Annotated in this window: 13 protein-coding genes, 1 pseudogene and 2 riboswitches; of the genes and pseudogenes, 6 read left to right on the top strand and 8 right to left on the bottom strand. The window is 45.2% G+C overall.

What is annotated here, in order from left to right:
- Positions 1-343 precede the first annotated feature (343 nt).
- Positions 344-1,154 (top strand): annotated as a pseudogene (locus KNP00_RS13750) (VanW family protein).
- Positions 1,155-1,180: 26 nt separating this feature from the next.
- On the opposite strand, the gene KNP00_RS13755 reads toward KNP00_RS13750, so the two are convergent.
- From KNP00_RS13755 to KNP00_RS13780, 6 genes are all read right to left on the bottom strand, one after another.
- On the bottom strand, positions 1,181-2,542 hold the full coding sequence (locus KNP00_RS13755; protein ID WP_215146213.1) for an NCS2 family permease: 1,362 nt from the start codon (positions 2,540-2,542) through the stop codon (positions 1,181-1,183).
- 88 nt (positions 2,543-2,630) lie between these two features.
- Positions 2,631-2,732, bottom strand: a riboswitch (purine riboswitch).
- A gap of 134 nt (positions 2,733-2,866) precedes the next feature.
- A complete protein-coding gene (gene guaA, locus KNP00_RS13760) occupies positions 2,867-4,390 on the bottom strand; it encodes a glutamine-hydrolyzing GMP synthase (RefSeq protein ID WP_240542902.1) in 1,524 nt (507 codons plus the stop codon).
- A gap of 111 nt (positions 4,391-4,501) precedes the next feature.
- Positions 4,502-4,602, bottom strand: a riboswitch (purine riboswitch).
- Between the two features lie 41 nt (positions 4,603-4,643).
- Entirely contained in the window at positions 4,644-6,743 is a 2,100-nt protein-coding gene (locus tag KNP00_RS13765) for a transglutaminase domain-containing protein (RefSeq protein ID WP_215146217.1), read from the bottom strand.
- The gene (locus tag KNP00_RS13770; RefSeq protein ID WP_215146219.1) at positions 6,740-7,810 is read right to left on the bottom strand and encodes a DUF58 domain-containing protein; all 1,071 of its coding nucleotides are present in this window, start codon (positions 7,808-7,810) and stop codon (positions 6,740-6,742) included. Before KNP00_RS13770 ends, KNP00_RS13765 begins: the two co-directional genes overlap by 4 nt.
- Positions 7,807-8,757 carry an AAA family ATPase gene (locus KNP00_RS13775; protein WP_215146220.1) on the bottom strand — a complete coding sequence of 317 codons (951 nt, stop codon included), beginning with the start codon at positions 8,755-8,757 and terminating at the stop codon, positions 7,807-7,809. The genes KNP00_RS13770 and KNP00_RS13775 overlap by 4 nt, the downstream gene beginning before the upstream one ends.
- 171 nt (positions 8,758-8,928) lie before the next feature.
- Positions 8,929-9,534: a flavin reductase family protein gene (locus KNP00_RS13780; RefSeq protein WP_215146222.1), complete on the bottom strand. Its 606-nt coding sequence runs from the start codon at positions 9,532-9,534 to the stop codon at positions 8,929-8,931.
- A gap of 230 nt (positions 9,535-9,764) precedes the next feature.
- On the opposite strand from KNP00_RS13780, the gene KNP00_RS13785 reads away from it, so the two are divergent.
- Entirely contained in the window at positions 9,765-11,606 is a 1,842-nt protein-coding gene (locus KNP00_RS13785; RefSeq protein WP_215146224.1) for an ATP-binding protein, read from the top strand.
- A gap of 185 nt (positions 11,607-11,791) precedes the next feature.
- Positions 11,792-12,112: a hypothetical protein gene (locus KNP00_RS13790; protein ID WP_215146226.1), complete on the top strand. Its 321-nt coding sequence runs from the start codon at positions 11,792-11,794 to the stop codon at positions 12,110-12,112.
- 43 nt (positions 12,113-12,155) lie between these two features.
- On the opposite strand, the gene KNP00_RS13795 is transcribed toward KNP00_RS13790, so the two are convergent.
- The gene (locus KNP00_RS13795; RefSeq protein ID WP_215146228.1) at positions 12,156-13,421 is read right to left on the bottom strand and encodes a tetratricopeptide repeat protein; all 1,266 of its coding nucleotides are present in this window, start codon (positions 13,419-13,421) and stop codon (positions 12,156-12,158) included.
- 246 nt (positions 13,422-13,667) lie between these two features.
- Here KNP00_RS13795 and KNP00_RS13800 point away from each other — a divergent pair, with 246 nt between their 5' ends.
- The 3 genes from KNP00_RS13800 (at position 13,668) to KNP00_RS13810 (ending at position 16,388) form a co-directional block, all read left to right on the top strand.
- Entirely contained in the window at positions 13,668-14,345 is a 678-nt protein-coding gene (locus KNP00_RS13800) for a hypothetical protein (protein ID WP_215146230.1), read from the top strand.
- 65 nt (positions 14,346-14,410) lie between these two features.
- Positions 14,411-14,713, top strand: a complete 303-nt coding sequence (locus KNP00_RS13805) for a hypothetical protein (protein ID WP_215146232.1) — start codon at positions 14,411-14,413, stop codon at positions 14,711-14,713.
- 172 nt (positions 14,714-14,885) lie between these two features.
- Complete coding sequence (locus KNP00_RS13810; protein WP_215146233.1) at positions 14,886-16,388, top strand: N-acetylmuramoyl-L-alanine amidase family protein; 1,503 nt, start codon at positions 14,886-14,888, stop codon at positions 16,386-16,388.
- Positions 16,389-16,408: 20 nt separating this feature from the next.
- On the opposite strand, the gene KNP00_RS13815 is transcribed toward KNP00_RS13810, so the two are convergent.
- Positions 16,409-16,930 carry a GNAT family N-acetyltransferase gene (locus KNP00_RS13815; protein ID WP_215146235.1) on the bottom strand — a complete coding sequence of 174 codons (522 nt, stop codon included), beginning with the start codon at positions 16,928-16,930 and terminating at the stop codon, positions 16,409-16,411.
- Positions 16,931-17,119: the final 189 nt, after the last annotated feature.

Raw genomic sequence — 17,119 nt, forward strand, 5'->3', positions numbered from 1 at the left:
GACGAAGCTTGCGCTTCATTCAAAAATTGTAAAACTTATTTTTGCCTCATCGTTCAGTTTTCAAAGTTCGTCTGCCGCTCTTGGCGACTAAATGATAATAACATTTAATTCATTTTAATGTCAACAACTTTTTCGTTTATTCAACGTTTGTCGTTGGCAACAGAGATAACTATATCACCTGATTTTCATTCTTGCAAGCATTATTCTAAAAAAACTTTAAAATATTTTTCATCCTTCACAGATCAAAAAAACTATCGCCTACATCTTATAGATGGAATGTGTCATCAGGTAGAGAATACCGTATCACTTACCACACTCTATCCATTGAGAAGGGACACATAGAATGCAGACAGATTTACAACGACCTAAAAAACGATCCCCGTTTCGAATATGGTACGGTACACAGGTGTACACTCTAAAGAGTCAACTTGAGTGGATCACCGATAAAAGAACGTACGTTTCAAATCGAAACGCTGAGCCTATGCCCTATCTGATTCACTCGCATCGAACTCCTCTTTACCGTCAACTCCGTGACATCGACATGGAAGTTCAACATCACAAGGTAACCAACCTAAAAATTGCAATCACCAAACTGAACGGCTCTATTTGGAAGATAATCGGCAAACCGACGAAACGCAAAGGTTATGTAGAGGGGATGATTCTCCACTATGGAAAAGTGACCTCAGGAATCGGCGGTGGTTTCTGTCAACTGTCCAACCTCATCTATTGGATCACCTTACATAGTCCGTTGACGGTAATCGAACGCTATCGCCACAGTTATGATGCGTTCCCTGACTACCGACGGGATCAGCCTTTCGGTAGTGGCGCCACCTGTTCTTATAACTATCTGGATCTGCAAATCACCAATCAAACCGCACAAACGTATCAACTTCTTCTATATATAGAGGGAGATCATCTCGTCGGGGAATGGCGCTCGGACATCCCGAATAAAGAACAGTATCGTATATATGAAGAAAACCATCATTTCACCCGTGAATGGTGGGGCGGGACGATCCGACATAACCAGATATTTAGAGAAGTCACTTCAATGAATGGCACACCTTCGAAACGAATTCATCAAAGAAAATCATGCGATCACGATGTACGATCCATCCCTTCCTGAAAATACTGCATACAAAAAAGCCGACTCGTAATAACAGAGCCGGCTTTTCAAATGAACTTATGCGTGTGGCAAGAACAAGAAATATGCCAAGAAGATGATCAACATCCCGTACATGATCGGATGAATCTCTTTCGTCTTCCCTTTTGCCATCATCATGAGTGGATAAAGGATGAACCCAAGCCCGATTCCTGTAGCGATCGATGACGTCAATGGCATCATGATAATCGTCAAGAAGGCCGGGACTGCAATCTCGATCTTTTTCCAATCGATATCGAGAAGTGCCGAAGCCATGAGCACTCCAACGATGATGAGTGCCGGAGCTGTGACTGGTGCCGTCACGACTGCCAATAATGGCGAGAAGAATAATGCTAGCCCGAAGAATAATCCTGCGAAGACAGCTGTTAACCCTGTGCGTCCACCGGCAGCGACACCCGCTGACGATTCAACGTATGAAGTCGCTGTAGATGTTCCGAAGATTGCACCTGCTACCGTTGCCGTCGAGTCAGCCATCAACGCTTTACTTGCGCGCGGTACCTTATTTTCTTTCATGATTCCAGCTTGACGCGCTACGGCGACGAGTGTCCCAGCCGTATCGAAGAAATCGATGAAGAAGAATGTCAAGATGACCACGAGCATTTGAAGCGTGAAAATCTCTCCGAAGTTCATGAATGCTTGACCGAACGTAGACGACATACTCGGTGGCATCGATACGACATCCGAAATGGCCGTCGGCGTCGGAACGAGTCCGAAGATCATCCCTGCGACCGCCGTCAATAACATCCCGATGAAAATGCCACCCTTTACATTACGCGCCATGAGTAAGGCGCTGACAATGAGACCGAATACCGCGAGAAGTGTCGTGCCTGTACCGAGCGACCCAAGGCTAACGAGTGTTGCTTCATTCGCGACAACGATGCCAGCGTTTTTCAAACCGATAAAAGCGATGAAGAAACCAATCCCTGCAGCGACCGCCATTTTGAGCGGGGCCGGAATTGCGTTGACAATCGTTTCCCGAATACCCGAGAGCGTCAAGACGATAAAGAAGAGACCTGATACGAGTACGCCTGACAAAGCAGTTTGCCAAGGTATACCCATTCCGATGACGACACTATATGCGAAGAACGCGTTGAGGCCCATGCCCGGCGCAATCGCAATCGGGTAGTTCGCGAGAAGTCCCATTGTCAAGGAACCGACTACCGCGACAAGACCCGTCGCCACAAAGACCGCTCCCGTATCCATGCCCGCTGCCCCGAGAATATTCGGGTTAACGAAGAGGATGTACGCCATCGCGAGGAATGTTGTGAAACCTGCGACGAGTTCGGTGCGGACATTCGTACCGAGTGCTGTGAGTTGGAAGTAACGATCGACCCGACTTGTTGTTGATGGTTGATGCTGTTCTTGCTTGAGCTGTGTGCTCATTTGTTTTCCTCCTTGTACTCGCCGTAAAACGAGAAAAGGTCCCCGGCAAATGACCGAGGACCCCACGCGAAACATACGAGGGCATACACCCTCATCTATGTCTCGCCGTAGTGAAATCATTTAAGGTGATTTCGTAGAGACTCTCGGGCCATATCCCCGATATTATACGGCAAATTATTTTATAATTGTTCGGTTATAATAAGAACGTTCTTATCGTATCAGCACAAAAATAGAATGTCAACCAAAATAACGGATTTTATATCTTTAAAAAACGTTAATGTTCGGTTTTAAGGCAAAACAGAGGGAGATTTCCCTCTGTTCAGCTTACTCCCATTCGATTGTTGCAGGCGGCTTAGACGTGATGTCATACAGCACGCGGTTGACGTGGCTGACTTCGTTGACGATTCGGACCGAGATCTTCTCGAGCACATCCCATGGAATACGTGCCCAATCTGACGTCATGCCATCGATTGAAGTGACCGCACGGACACCGACAGCATAGTCATACGTACGCTCGTCACCCATGACACCGACCGAACGGATTGGTGTGAGCACCGTGAAGTATTGCCAAATGTCACGTTCAAGTCCAGCCTTCTTCACTTCGTCACGTAGAATCGCATCGGATTCGCGGACGATTTCAAGCTTCTCTTCCGTGATCTCACCGAGGACACGAATCCCGAGGCCTGGACCCGGGAACGGCTGACGCCAAACAATGTACTCAGGAAGACCGAGTTCTGTACCGAGCGCACGGACTTCGTCTTTAAAGAGCGTATTGAGTGGTTCGATCAACGTGAAGTTCATGTCTTCTGGTAATCCACCGACGTTATGGTGCGATTTGATCGTTTGCGCCGTATCTGTCCCGCTCTCGATGATGTCTGTATAGAGTGTCCCTTGTGCAAGGAAGTCCATATCGACGAGTTTCGATGCTTCTTCATCAAATACATAGATGAACTCGTTTCCGATGATTTTACGTTTTTGCTCAGGGTCTGACACACCGGCCAATTTCGTCAAGAAACGCTCTTGCGCATCGATTTTAATGACCTTCATGTTGAATCCGTCCGCAAACGTCTTCATGACGCTATCCGCTTCCCCTTTACGAAGGAGCCCGTGGTCAACGAACATACATGTCAACTGGTCACCGATTGCGCGATGAACGAGTGCGGCAACGACAGAAGAGTCGACACCACCTGAAAGCGCACAAAGGACTTGCTTATCGCCAACGATTTCACGAATTTTTTCGACTTCGAGGTCGATAAAGTTTTCCATCGACCATTCGCCTTTGGCACCACATACTTCATAGATGAAGTTTTTCAAGATATCGTTCCCATGCTCCGAGTGACGGACCTCTGGGTGATATTGAACACCGTACATTTTTAAGTCATCGTTTTTGATCGAAGCGACCGGGCAAGACGGATTCGTCCCGTCGACGATAAACCCTTCCGGCGCTTCCATGACGAGGTCACCGTGGCTCATCCATACGGTATGTTCGACTGGAAGTCCGTTATAAATCGCTGATGCTTCCGGCGTTGAGAACAATGTCGCTTTTCCGTATTCACGATGAGCAGCACGTTCCACACGTCCACCAAAATGGTGCGTCATGAGTTGCATCCCGTAGCAAATCCCGAAGATCGGAATACCCAGTTCAAAGATTTCTGGATCACACCGGTATGCGCCTTCCGCGTATACGCTGTTCGGTCCACCTGAGAAGATGATGCCGATCGGATTCAATTCGCGAATCTCCGCTGCCGTCATCTTATGCGAATGCAACTCACTGTATACACCAAGGTCACGGACGCGACGCGTGATCAACTGGTTATACTGGCCACCAAAATCAAGCACCAAAATCATTTCTTGTTCTACCTTCACGAAGTCTCCACCTTTCTGCCTTCTCCTCAAAAAAAGACGCGCCTCTCCCCCAGATTGATCCAAACCGAAGAAGAAGCACGTCCTTTTCTTTGTATACGAAACGTGCTCCTTCATAGTCGGTCCATTTACGGTGGTCCGGTAGAGACTCTCGCGCCAATTCACGAGTATATACGAAGGAATGCCATGTTCAATTATCTAACTAATGCGTCTATCTTACTTGATGCATCCCGTCACTTCAACTCATTATTCTACGAATCATGATTTTCCAATATTCTTTATATTTTGAATTTGGCTCTTGTTCCGCATAGATAGCTTGTTCAAATAAGGCTGTCAGACGGGTCATATCGTTTGTTTCATAGTAGGCATCGACTTCTTTTGCGAGCTCTGAAGGCGTTCGCCCATCGGTTTTGAACCCGTTTGCCCGAAGTCGCCTCATCAGATATTTGTGCATCGAGACGAGGCTTAAATCTGTGAGCGGCCGACTCATCCACCATACATACATAGCTTGGCGCTCAATCACTTTCCGGTTCCAAATGAGAACTGCCACGAGGAAGAGAATGACAACCCATCCCCAAACCGGGATACTACGGGCTTCCTCTTGTACGTCACCTGTTGCGACATCGTCAATCAACAAATCATCTTGCGGACGATTTTGAGCGTCGTTATCTTGAGTTGCCTGTGGATCGTTCGTCGCCGGTGTCGAATCACTCGTGTCGGTCTCGCGTTCCATTTGAAGTAAGTTCGAATCCGAAAAGCTGATCGTTGCCTCCAAAGGCACCCAGCCTGCACCTTCAATGAAGTATTCAACCCACGAGTGCGCGTGGCGATTCCGAATCGTATGCTCTTCCTCCCCTTGAACGACTCCTCGCGTATCCCCCATCGTAAATCCTTTTACCCAGCGTGTCGGGATCCCGTTTGCACGTAACAGTACGGCCGCCGACGTCGAAAAGTTATCACAATACCCGATTTGAGTGTCAAACAGGAACTGGTCGACATAGTCCGTCTCCCCTTCCGGTCGCGCGACATTTTCAGTGTCGTATTGGAACTCTCCGTTTCGGAAATACGCCTCTACCGCCTCCGCCTTCTCATTCGGGGTCTCGCTCTCTGAAGTAATCTCAGTGGCTAAATCTCGCACACGGTCGGGCAATGAATCTGGAAGTTGTAGATAGACCTGCTCTTCCTCTTCCGTGAGGGAGGACACTTCCTCGTTTAAATCAAGCTGTTCTTCCGAGAACGCCGGGACGCTGTAGCGGAGCTGAATCGTCCGCGGTGTCACTTGTTCCTCGTTTTCGAACACAATTTTTCCAGACGGTCGAATCGTGACCGTCTCGTTCGGAAAGGTTTGTTCCACATCTCCGACCCGAAACTCGGTCCCCGATTCCGTCTCCGTCGCTTGTGGATATTCTCCTCCGTATGGTACGAATGTCTGTCTGCGCTCGAAGCGCAAAAGCGCCTGTTCTGGCGTCGTATCCACATCCGGGTCCACTAACTGTCCGCGATTGTAGTTAGAATCTAGGACCGGTGCCCCGATCCACCCTTTCCCTGTGTAAATCGCTTTTGATTCAATACGCCAATAGCGAGCCGGTGCACCTCGCGCGATAAAGACGATGCCGTCATCTTGCTCAAACGGACCACCTAACGCTTCATCGTTCACTCCATATCCGACTCGACCTCGACCACTGCCTTCCCCATCTGTCGTCGCATTCCTAAAACTCGTCGTAATGCGGTCGGACCAGTCCCCCTCGATTGTCGGCGACGCACTTGCGAGAGCGACAACGATACTAAGCAGTAACCCGATACTAACGAACCGAACGAGCGATCGGCTTGGCCGTTTCGCCAAATCTGTGACGAATAAAAGGAGAAGCGACGCAACAATCGCATATAAGATATTGCCTTCTCCGTCGTAAAGTGTCCACGTGTCAAAGTATGCCATGACACCGAGCGTCGACACGATCATCCCGAGCGCAAACCCATAACTTGGGTACGTCCGTGCGACGAGTATGGCGAAGAGTAGCCCGATAAACGCCATTGCCGAGAAGAAAATCGCCTCATTCGGGAGCTCTCCACTCATGACACGAGTCAAATCTTCTACCCATAACCCGAACCAGTCGAAAACACTTCCGTTATAGATGTACAAGATGGTTAAGAAATGAATCATCGACAATCCGAGGAATGCGAACCACGGAAGCAGGCTAGCGAACATCGGGACAATCAGCAGAAAGTAAAACGGCCAGTCCGAGTCGAAGGTAGTACTTCCGACAATCGGCTCAACCCAAAAAGAGAGTAAGTATGCGGCGAGAATTGTATAAAGAATCCGTGTCACCCATGTTTTCATGCCTTCACCTCATTTACTGCTGTGTACAAGTGATAGCTTCCTTGCGTCTCATGCATGAGTTCACGGATCGAAGGCGTTTCAAAGGGGCTAATCAAAATGAAATCACCGGTGTGTTGAGGTATATTTCGTTTGATTCGCTCGACGAGTCGTCCTTCCGCATCAGGCGTGGCGGTCAACAAATAGTGGCCGACCTCTGCACTTTGGTCGGGAAGATGAAACAATCGCACCTGTTCTTCAATCACATAGAGCTCAAAAGGCAGATTTTTTCGTTCTAGTTGGCGAATCGCACCAACGAGCAAGGATAAGGATCGTTCGAACGCATCCTCATACCCTGCATGAATGGCAGGTACGAATACGAGCGATAGCTTCTTCTCTTGCTCTTGGTCAAATGTTTTAGTCATTAAGTTTCCTCGTCTAGCGGATGCTTTCCAATCGATTCGCCCGATTCGGTCACCGGCCGCATATTCACGAACTCCACTCGTCGTATTGGCGACTTCCGTATATGTTCGCATTTGGCGATATTGTTCGCCACGTCCCCCGACGTGTTCGTCTCGCGGTAGGTCGAATGGCAATTCGGCCGGTGATACTTCAACGACCGTTTCAAGGCGCAACGTCCGCTTTCGGTCGAACAGACCGAATACATCGCGTACGTGAAGAACCGTTCGATCAAATACATGAATTCCCCGCCTGATCGCATCGACTTCATAGTGGACCACCTCTGCACGGCGAAAGAAACGGTCTACCGGCACGACAATCGTCCTGTCTTCATCGGTCAAGCGCTCAGGCAATCGCTCTTCTAACGTGACCATCCCGATCAAAAAAGGGTACTTTCTTTCGATTTTCAACTCGACATCCATCACTTGTCCGGAAACGAGTCGCTTCGTCGTCACTCGTCGCGCCACGTTCGCGGCCGTGACAGGGTAAATCATAAAAAGTGTCCAGTAGACGGTCAATACTACAAATGACCACCACAATGTCGAAGAAACGATACTGCCTTCGATGCGGGCAAAAGCATACAACCCGAATGCCGCCGCCCATACAACGAACAGCTTCATCCAGTTTTTCATACCTCGTTAACCTCACGATCCATCGGGACAGGCAATGTGTCGAGCCAGTCTTGAATCAACTGATTCGGGGTTTTACCTTTATAACGTGCTTCCGCCGTCAATAAGACACGATGACCGAGAACACTCGTCGCCATCGCCTTGACGTCATCGGGCAGAACGAAATCGCGATTATGGATGTAGGCCCACGCTTGCCCCGCCTTCATCAGCGCAAGAGTAGCTCGTGGGCTTCCCCCTAAATACGTGTGCGGATCGTTCCGCGATTCATGAATCAGTCGCACCATGTATTGTTTGACCGCACTCGATACGTGTACATCTCGCACTTCACGCTGCATGAGCTCAACTTCTTGTTTCGTGATCACGCTATGAAGTGCCTCGAGCGGTTCTTCTTTTTCAAAACGGGACAAGAGCGCCATCTCTTCATTGAATGTCGGATAACCCATTTCGATTTTGAGTAGGAACCGATCTAATTGCGCTTCAGGCAACGGATACGTCCCCTCATGTTCGATTGGGTTTTGAGTCGCCATGACAAAGAATGGTGACGGGAGCACTTTTAGCTCCCCATCCACCGTCACACTTCGCTCAGCCATCGCTTCAAGCAGAGCCGATTGCGTTTTCGGCGAGGTACGGTTGATTTCATCTGCTAAGACGATATTCCCCATAAGCGGACCAGGACGATACTCAAACTCTCTCGTCTTTTGGTTGTACATCGAGATGCCGGTCAAGTCAGACGGCAACATGTCAGGCGTAAACTGGATACGTTTGAAATCTAAATCGATGGCTCGACTGAACGTACGGACGAGCATCGTCTTCCCGACACCAGGAACGTCTTCAAGCAACACGTGCCCTCCTGCCAGTAAAGCGGTTAGGCTTTTGGCAATGACCTCTTCCTTTCCGACAATCACAGTTTCAATGGCAGTTATAATCGATTGGACAGTTGGACGATACATGACGGATTCCCCTTTTTCTCTAATCTAGGATGACTGAAAGTAAGAATGTTCTGACTTTATTGTGACATAAGCGAGCGGCGGAATGAAAGAAATACCGAACTCAAATGCGTTTCCTATTTCTTTACCCTAAAAAACGCGTCCGTGTTTATAAAAACTGGACACGTTTATCAATTAATTCGGACGCTCCACATCAAACAAGTCTCCCAGTTTTGCATAGCTGTTACCGGCCATCCGACTGACCGGAGCCAACCGTTTCGCGTCGATTCGTCCATGTTCGTACAAATCTCGATCGATGTGGAAACGAACGATTCGTGCAATCATCAAATCTGCAGTCGTTTCTCCATCGTGCTCAATCGGTAGATGATGATGCAACACACACTCAAATCGGACCTTTGCCTGTTTGACGCCTGGCGTCGCGATTATTTCACTCGGTTGCAGCGTGAAGTTCGTGCGTGACAGTTCACTCTCGTCTGCCTCAAGATTCGCCGCCGTCTCATTGACGTCCATGACATTCGATTCATCTACGACGTGAACGACCAACTCCTTCGTACGGAGTGCGTTGCGCGCGGTATCTTTCATCACCCCATTTTTTCGTTGGACGGAAATGGAGATGAGCGGTGGGTTGGAAGCGACTACGTTGAAATAACTAAACGGGGCCGCATTGATCACATCCTCATGCTGTGTCGTGACAAAAGCAATCGGTCTTGGCACAATGCTTCCAATTAGGAACTTATACGTGTCTCGCTCGGTCAAAGCAGACGGCTCAATCGATAACATCGTTCGTCACTCCTTCTTATATATCTTAAATTCAAGATAATGATTTTTTTGAGACATGTCAATGACGCAATAGTTGACACGTGTAATTCTCGTTCATTTCGGGTAAACCGCATTATGTAAAAAGATTCGTGCGTCACATAAGCAAATGATTTTTTCTTTCCCTCTTTCATTAAATAGGGCGAGAAAGAGTCGTCCCCCCGTTTTTGTGTTTGAGGAAGGAAGTAGAACGAATGATCAATAAGTGGATTGAACAGCTTAATAGTCGTCAAATACTAAGTATTTTATATAGCGTATGTGGATTTAGTCTCATTTTGACTGCGATTGGAGCCTGGTTTGTAAGGGATGGGGATGTTTCTACCCAAGAACTCTTCGCCCTCCGATGGATTTGGATGATTGGATTGGTCATGTTCATCAGTTCTATTTTGCTGATTGGACGCCCGCTCATCAAACGAATGACTCGACAGAACAATAGACTGAAAACGAAGAAAGAAAAACTCGAAAGTGTATTGAATGAGTCGAAATTGAATGAAATGAACCTCCAGTACCGTAACGAGTTGATTGAAGTACTGGCTTCAAAAGAATCATTATTCGATTACTCCTCGGTCATCGAAAAAATCGTATTGCTCACGAAGTCTGAATTTGGTGCCCTGTTGCTCACAAAAGATGGAGAGATTACCACCGTCGTCCCTAAAGAGATGACGGAGGAACAACAAGAGAGTCTTAAAAAGGAATCCCTTTTACTGAAACGGGTCATGATTTCAAAAGCTCCCGCTGCCACATCGAAACGTGTCGTTGACTCTTTACACACGTATCCATATTTCATCTATGAAACGGTCATTCCGATTATGAATCCGTCCGATCGTAGCCTGATTGGTTGCCTTTATTTAGCCCGATTTGACGAACCGTACGACGCAAGCGAAAAGTCCGAGCTGAATGCATTCGCCAGTCAACTCGCCATCTCGCTTCTCCGCATGCAGCTTTACCATCAAATGCAACAAGATCGGAAAGAAACGGCACAACTGATCAACTCGGTACGTGAAGCCATTTTGTATGTGAATTATGAAGACGAGACGATTGTCGGCAATCGTGCCTTCATTCGTATGTTCAATGACCTGCCTTTTCACTACAAAGGATATGAAGAATTGTCAGCCATCGACGTAGATATCGAGCAACTAGCAGAGCGTGTCGACCAGCACGATCAATTTATCCGATACTTCGAGCGCGTCTTTATGCAAGACCCGCCACAAGACGGGCTCACAATTTCAGTCGATCAAGGAGATTGCTTTATTCAACTTTATGCCGAAAGTATCTATCGGGACGATCGCTTACGCGGGACGATGCTCGTCCTACGTGACGTGACGGCCGAAACGGAGATGGATCGAATGAAGTCCGAGCTCGTATCGACCGTCTCTCATGAATTACGGACGCCGCTTTCCTCAATTTACGGGTTCACCGAACTGATGCTGTCGCGGGATTTAAAAGAAAGTCGCAGAGAGCTATATTTGAAGACAATCCACGATGAAGCGAGACGATTGTCCTATCTCGTCAACGATTTTTTAGATCTTCAAAAAATGGAGTCCGGACAACAAGCCTTCGAACGAGAATCAGTCAACCTATATAAACTCGTAACAGAAAGCGTCGCATTTTATCAGGAAACGACAGACCGGCATGAACTATTCATCGACATCGATACGGAACAAGACTTTACCATCGATGCGGACCTAGAAGGGATGCGTCAATTACTCGGTAATCTAATCAGTAACGCCATCAAGTATTCGCCGGACGGTGGAAATATCCTCATATCGCTCGAGCGTATAGATGAAGAGGTTGTGATGAAAGTGAGAGATCATGGAATGGGTATTCCGAGTGCATCTCTCCCCCATCTTTTCGGAAAGTTTTATCGCGTTGACAACTCGGACCGTCGTAAAATTGGCGGAACCGGTCTTGGACTCGCCATCTGTAAGGAAATTGCCAAAGCACATGATGGTCAACTCCACGTTGATTCAATCTATGGAGAAGGAAGTACCTTCATCTGTGAACTTCCTGTGTCAAAAGCACATACTTTGCCGTAACACGGTCTTCACGACCGTGTTATTTTTACCTGATTTGGAAGGATTATCTTTTAAGAATAGAGAAAGGCAAATGGAGAAGAAAAACTAGAAAAAATGTTTCCCCTGTCTATTTATTTTCACACGTTTCGCGTTAAAAACAAGATATACTGAATGTAAAGAAATAGCTAGGATCGGAGGTCTTGCCATTGGATCATCGTGACCCTCCCGTTGTGTCAAACACTGGGGATTATCAGCAATGGGGACGTTTTGAAGTTGACGTCCCACGCATTGGCGAGCAAGCGAAGTTTCAAGCCGCTGCCGCATTGGTTCGAAAGCACATTCCGTTGCGACTCGGTGGATTTTACATCATCGCGAGTGAAGAACAAATTTTGCATAGCGGCTCCCATGAGGGAAATCTTCAAAAACACTTGATTCACCTACTTCAGCAAGTCCTTAACGGCCATATAGATGACGATCGCCTCGTCCAAGAAAAGGTTTGGACCGTTCATTATTTTACGACGCCATAAAAAGAACTCGAGGTAAGCAATAGCGCTTATCCCGAGTTCTTTTTCACTCCCACCGCGACATCATTGAGATTGTTTTTTCATAATATTCCGTCGCAAGCTTGTATTTTCCTGTACTTCTTAACTCACGTGATAACCATAAGGCATACTTATGAGTGTAGTATTCATCGTATGCTTCGAAATATTCTACTGCTTTTTTTAAACTATTAATCAACTTGAGTTGATCGATGTTTTGATATTTACTTACATAGATATCAAAATGATAGTCAAACTCAATTAAATCCTCTTTTTCACCTTTTAACTCATAACCAATTGCCAACCATTCCATAATACCTTCAATATTATTTCTAGCAACATTGACCTCAAGTAAAGACATGACGCTATAAAGTTTACTCTTTGCCCCTTCTTTAACATTAAAACTATCAAGGAAATATTGTTGCGCTTTTTCTTGGTCACCAATTAAAAAATAGATATCCCCCATATTGTTATATAGCATTCCATAGTAATTGTTTAAATTTGCTTTATCGGCTACTTTGGCTGCTTTTTCATAATGTTCTAATGCAAGAGTGAATCGTTTCCGTCGCTTAAAAGATAGTCCAATAATCAAATGGGACTCAATAATTCGTTCAAGACAAAAGTTTTCTTGAAAATATTCAAGGGCCGACTTCACATAATCAATCGCTTGCGGATAATCGGTAAATCTGTGATATAACGCACCCATTACATACCACATATCCGCCTTTTCCCAGTCTGGAATCCCTGAGCCCGCCAGTTCTTTCCCTACCTTCTCCAACAAATGAACAGTTGTTTCACGATCAGCAGATTGATATAGATACATGTAAATGCATTGTATCAAATCATACCTTATACAATCATCAGTGGATAACTGATCTTTAATCCAACCTACTTCAATTAAATACTGAACATTTCCGCCTGGGGTAATACCAAAACGCGCTAATGTAATTAGCAACGTTATATAAAGATCTTTGGATTGCAAAACAACTGGATTTGATTTGAACTTTTCGATTCGTTTGAAATATGCTTCCTCTTGACGCGATAATAAAGCTTCTTTCAAGGTATCTCGAATTTCTTTCTTCGTTTTATCTATCTTTTCACTCAAATCATAGTAGATCGGAACATCTATTTCTAACCTTTCAAAAATCAACTCTAAAACCTCATCACTAGGTGAAGTTTGACTATTTTCAATTTTACTCAAATATGAAATTGAACAAATACCTCTAGCAAGTACGGATTGCTTCATATTTCTTCTCATACGCTCTACTTTTATTAAATTGCCAAAGTTATATTCCATATTAAGGAGTAGCTCCTTCGAACTAAAATAATCGATTTTTTAAAATAAAATTAGTCTTTTTATCACATTTTTAGGAAAGTGGCCTCAAAAATGGTGTCTAATCATGCATAATTGACAAGAAGTTTCCCAACCAAATCATCCCCTTTTATAAATAAGAGCGTGATATTATTGAACTAGTAAAAATATTTTCTACAAATTTCCTAGTTATTTTTTACTATTTTTTCACTACGGGGGTGAAGACATCAAATGGGAAAACTAAGTTTCTTACTAGCTGAAGACTACATTAAGCCTAAAATTTATTTCAAGTCAAATCAAGCATCAACCTTAGATACATTATACACTTCCGACGACCATCGCAACTTTTCTGGATTAGAGCACCTAACCCAATTGTTATGTTCTTCTGAAGGCTTTATTGTAAATGCTTTTCAAATTGACTACTATCAATCATTACCTCGATTGATTGCAAAATTGATAAAACAGACACATTCCTTTAAAAAACTATATATCCTCGGACCTGAACTTTCTCTATCAATTTTAAAAAGAAGCACAAAAACCATGTATGAAAGACACTTACTTGACTATGAATATATCAATGTAGAACAAAATATTGATTCTGTGACAAATCAATGTATTTCGTTACTTGAAGAAGGACATATTTTATATTTCCTTCCAGAGACATCGGTTTGCTGGAAACCAAATGTACTAACAGAATCACATAAAATATCTCATTCTCTTTGTAGCACAATGTTGAGTCAGCAAGTAAATGCTTCAATTTTAGCCACAGCTTTAGAAAATGAGTCTAGGAAAGTAGTTATTTTCCCTCCAGACGATCCAAAATCTTACACAGGTGATACAGAAACACGAATCTATAATCAATCAGAAGCTCTCTATCGATTATTTGATTCCTTGAAGACTGATGAATGAATCAATATTGATTACGGTTTTACAGCTTTATCATATAAATCAATAACTTAATGGAGGTTTTATGAATGAAAAAAGTAACAGGAGTATTCTTTATCGCTGCAGCAATTTTACTATTAGGAAGTACTGTCAAACCTTTAGTTGATGACATGCCTCGTATCGTGAAGTTTGATCATCAAATTAAACCTTTTGTTGACGACATGCCCCGTATCGTAAAGTTTGATCATCAAATTAAACCTTTAGTTGACGACATGCCCCGTATCGTAAAGTTTGATCATCAAATTAAACCTTTAGTTGATGATATGCCCCGTATCGTGAAGTTTGATCATCAAATTAAACCTTTAGTTGATGACATGCCACGCATCGTATAATCAGATTTTGAAAGACGCCCTGTGCGTCTTTTTTATTTTTGAAAAAAAGATAAATGAATTATATATTTCTCTCCATTTTTTCCTTTTTACTTATATAATAAACAAGGACAACATAGATCTACTCTCATACGCCGTCATTGTCACTAGTTAGAGGAATAAAGGAGTTTGAACATTGAATGGATTAAAATCGTCGTGGAGCTTGAAACTATTACTAAGTTCTTCACTTGCATTATCAGGAGCGGCCATCGTTCCATACCAACTAGATTCTTCTGGAATTAAATCGACGGCTGTCGAAGCTGCCTCCACTTACACCACAACCGCTAATCTAAACCTTCGTTTAAGTGCCGCCACTTGGAGTCCTATCTTGCTAACGATTCCGTCCGGCTCTAGTGTCACGTACGTCAGTACATATGGTTCTTGGTATAAGGTCAGTTATGGCGGGAAGACAGGTTATGTTTCTTCTCAATATGTAAACGTCTCAAACACATCAAATTATTATAAGACAACAGACCGTTTGAATATGCGCCTCACGGCTGCTTCTTGGAGCGATGTGATCACCGTTCTTCCGGCCAACGCCACTGTCAAATACGTCAGTCGCTATGGTTCTTGGTATAAAGTCACGTATAACGGGAAAACTGGCTACGTCGCATCTTCTTTTTTGACGCCGACAAGTGCTCCGATTCCGCCTTCTGACTATTACAAAACGAACGTCAATTTGAACATGCGCCTTACTGCCGCCTCTTGGAGTGATGTTGTCACTACAATTCCGTCCGGGGCAACCGTCAAATACGTCAGTCGCTATGGTTCCTGGTATAAAGTCACGTTCAATGGTAAAACCGGATATGTCGCTTCCGAATACTTAACAGGAACGACGGCTCCGATAACTCCGTCTTCCCATTACAAGACGACGGTGAATTTGAATATGCGTCTCAGCGCCGCTTCATGGAGCAGTGTCTTAACAGTCATTCCGTCCGGGGCAACCGTCAAATACGTCAGTCGCTATGATTCTTGGTATAAAGTCACGTTCAATGGTAAAACCGGATACGTCGCATCTGAATACCTCAAGCCAACGACCGTCACGACACCAACTGATACAACCGGATCTGGTAAGACTGTCGTCATCGACGCAGGGCATGGCGGGAACGATCCTGGTGCGGTTTATGGATCAGTTTACGAAAAAGTGATCGCGCTCGACATCGCAAAACGCCTCGCCGGTGTCTTATCGAGCACATATGACTACAACGTCAAGATGACCCGTTCGAACGATACGTACCTCTCGCTACAAGAGCGTGTGTCGTTGAACAAATCTTACAAAGCAGATGCTTTCGTCAGTTTGCATGCGAACGCATCCGTCTACAATACAGCCCACGGACACGAGGTACTCGTCCCGACATCTGATCATTACACGACAAACCCCTATATCTCAGCAAGTCGTAGCCTAGGGGCGTTGATCAACAAAGAGCTCGCGTCACGCATCTCAACCATCCAAAATCGTGGTGTAAAATATCAAAACGTTTATGTCGTTGGAAGAAATGTCACACCTTCCACGTTGGTAGAGTATGGATTCATCAGCAATTCGAGTGATCGCGCACATTTGACGAGTACTACATACCGTCAGCGCATGGCCGAGGCGACTGCATCTGGCATTCATCAATTCATGCGTTCATACTACTAAAACAAGGAACTTAGCCCAGGCTAAGTTCCTTGTTTTATGTCCACTTTCCAAATCATATGAGATGCACCCGGTCCCCAATAATGTTCGAGAACGAGAGACGGATTTCCCAATCTTTTTTTCCAGTATGCTTGTGCGCTCGGGAAGCCGGCATCTAAATAAATGAACTGTAGGTGTCTGGCCCGCATTTCACGTTTCATCTCTTCTAATAAAAAACGTCCGACGCCTTGCCGCTGCATACGCGGTGATACGTATACACTTCCTAGTTCTACCGCTCCCCGTTCTAACTCCATGTGACCTGTAATAATTTCATTCGGAGGCAACAACGCTCCGGCTCCGATGATTACCCCCTCCTGCTCAATCACATACAGCTGAACTTGATCATCATCAAAATGATCTTGAATCGTCGTATTCAGACGCGCCACTTCCTCATCGAGCAAATCGGCATCTTCAAAGTGTTCTCGTCGAATCAAGTCACTCAAACTCTCCATAAACAGGCGTTGCAACGACTTCACGTCCGATTGTTCGAGTGATCGGAATTCCAAGACGGCCACTTCCTTTTCTATTTTTTACTCTTTACCCTCGTAAATCTCTAGCGTAACACGTGAACTACTCGCCACTTATTTGCTTCACAAATTGAAGGGAGAGCTTCTTGGGAAGACCGTGCTCTTACCAGCCACAGTTGTTTACCAAGCTCGTCGGGCAGTCCCTGCCCTGAATGGTTTGTCAGTCGG

The sequence above is a fragment of the Exiguobacterium qingdaonense genome (genome assembly GCF_018617855.1).
GTDB lineage: Bacteria > Bacillota > Bacilli > Exiguobacteriales > Exiguobacteriaceae > Exiguobacterium > Exiguobacterium qingdaonense.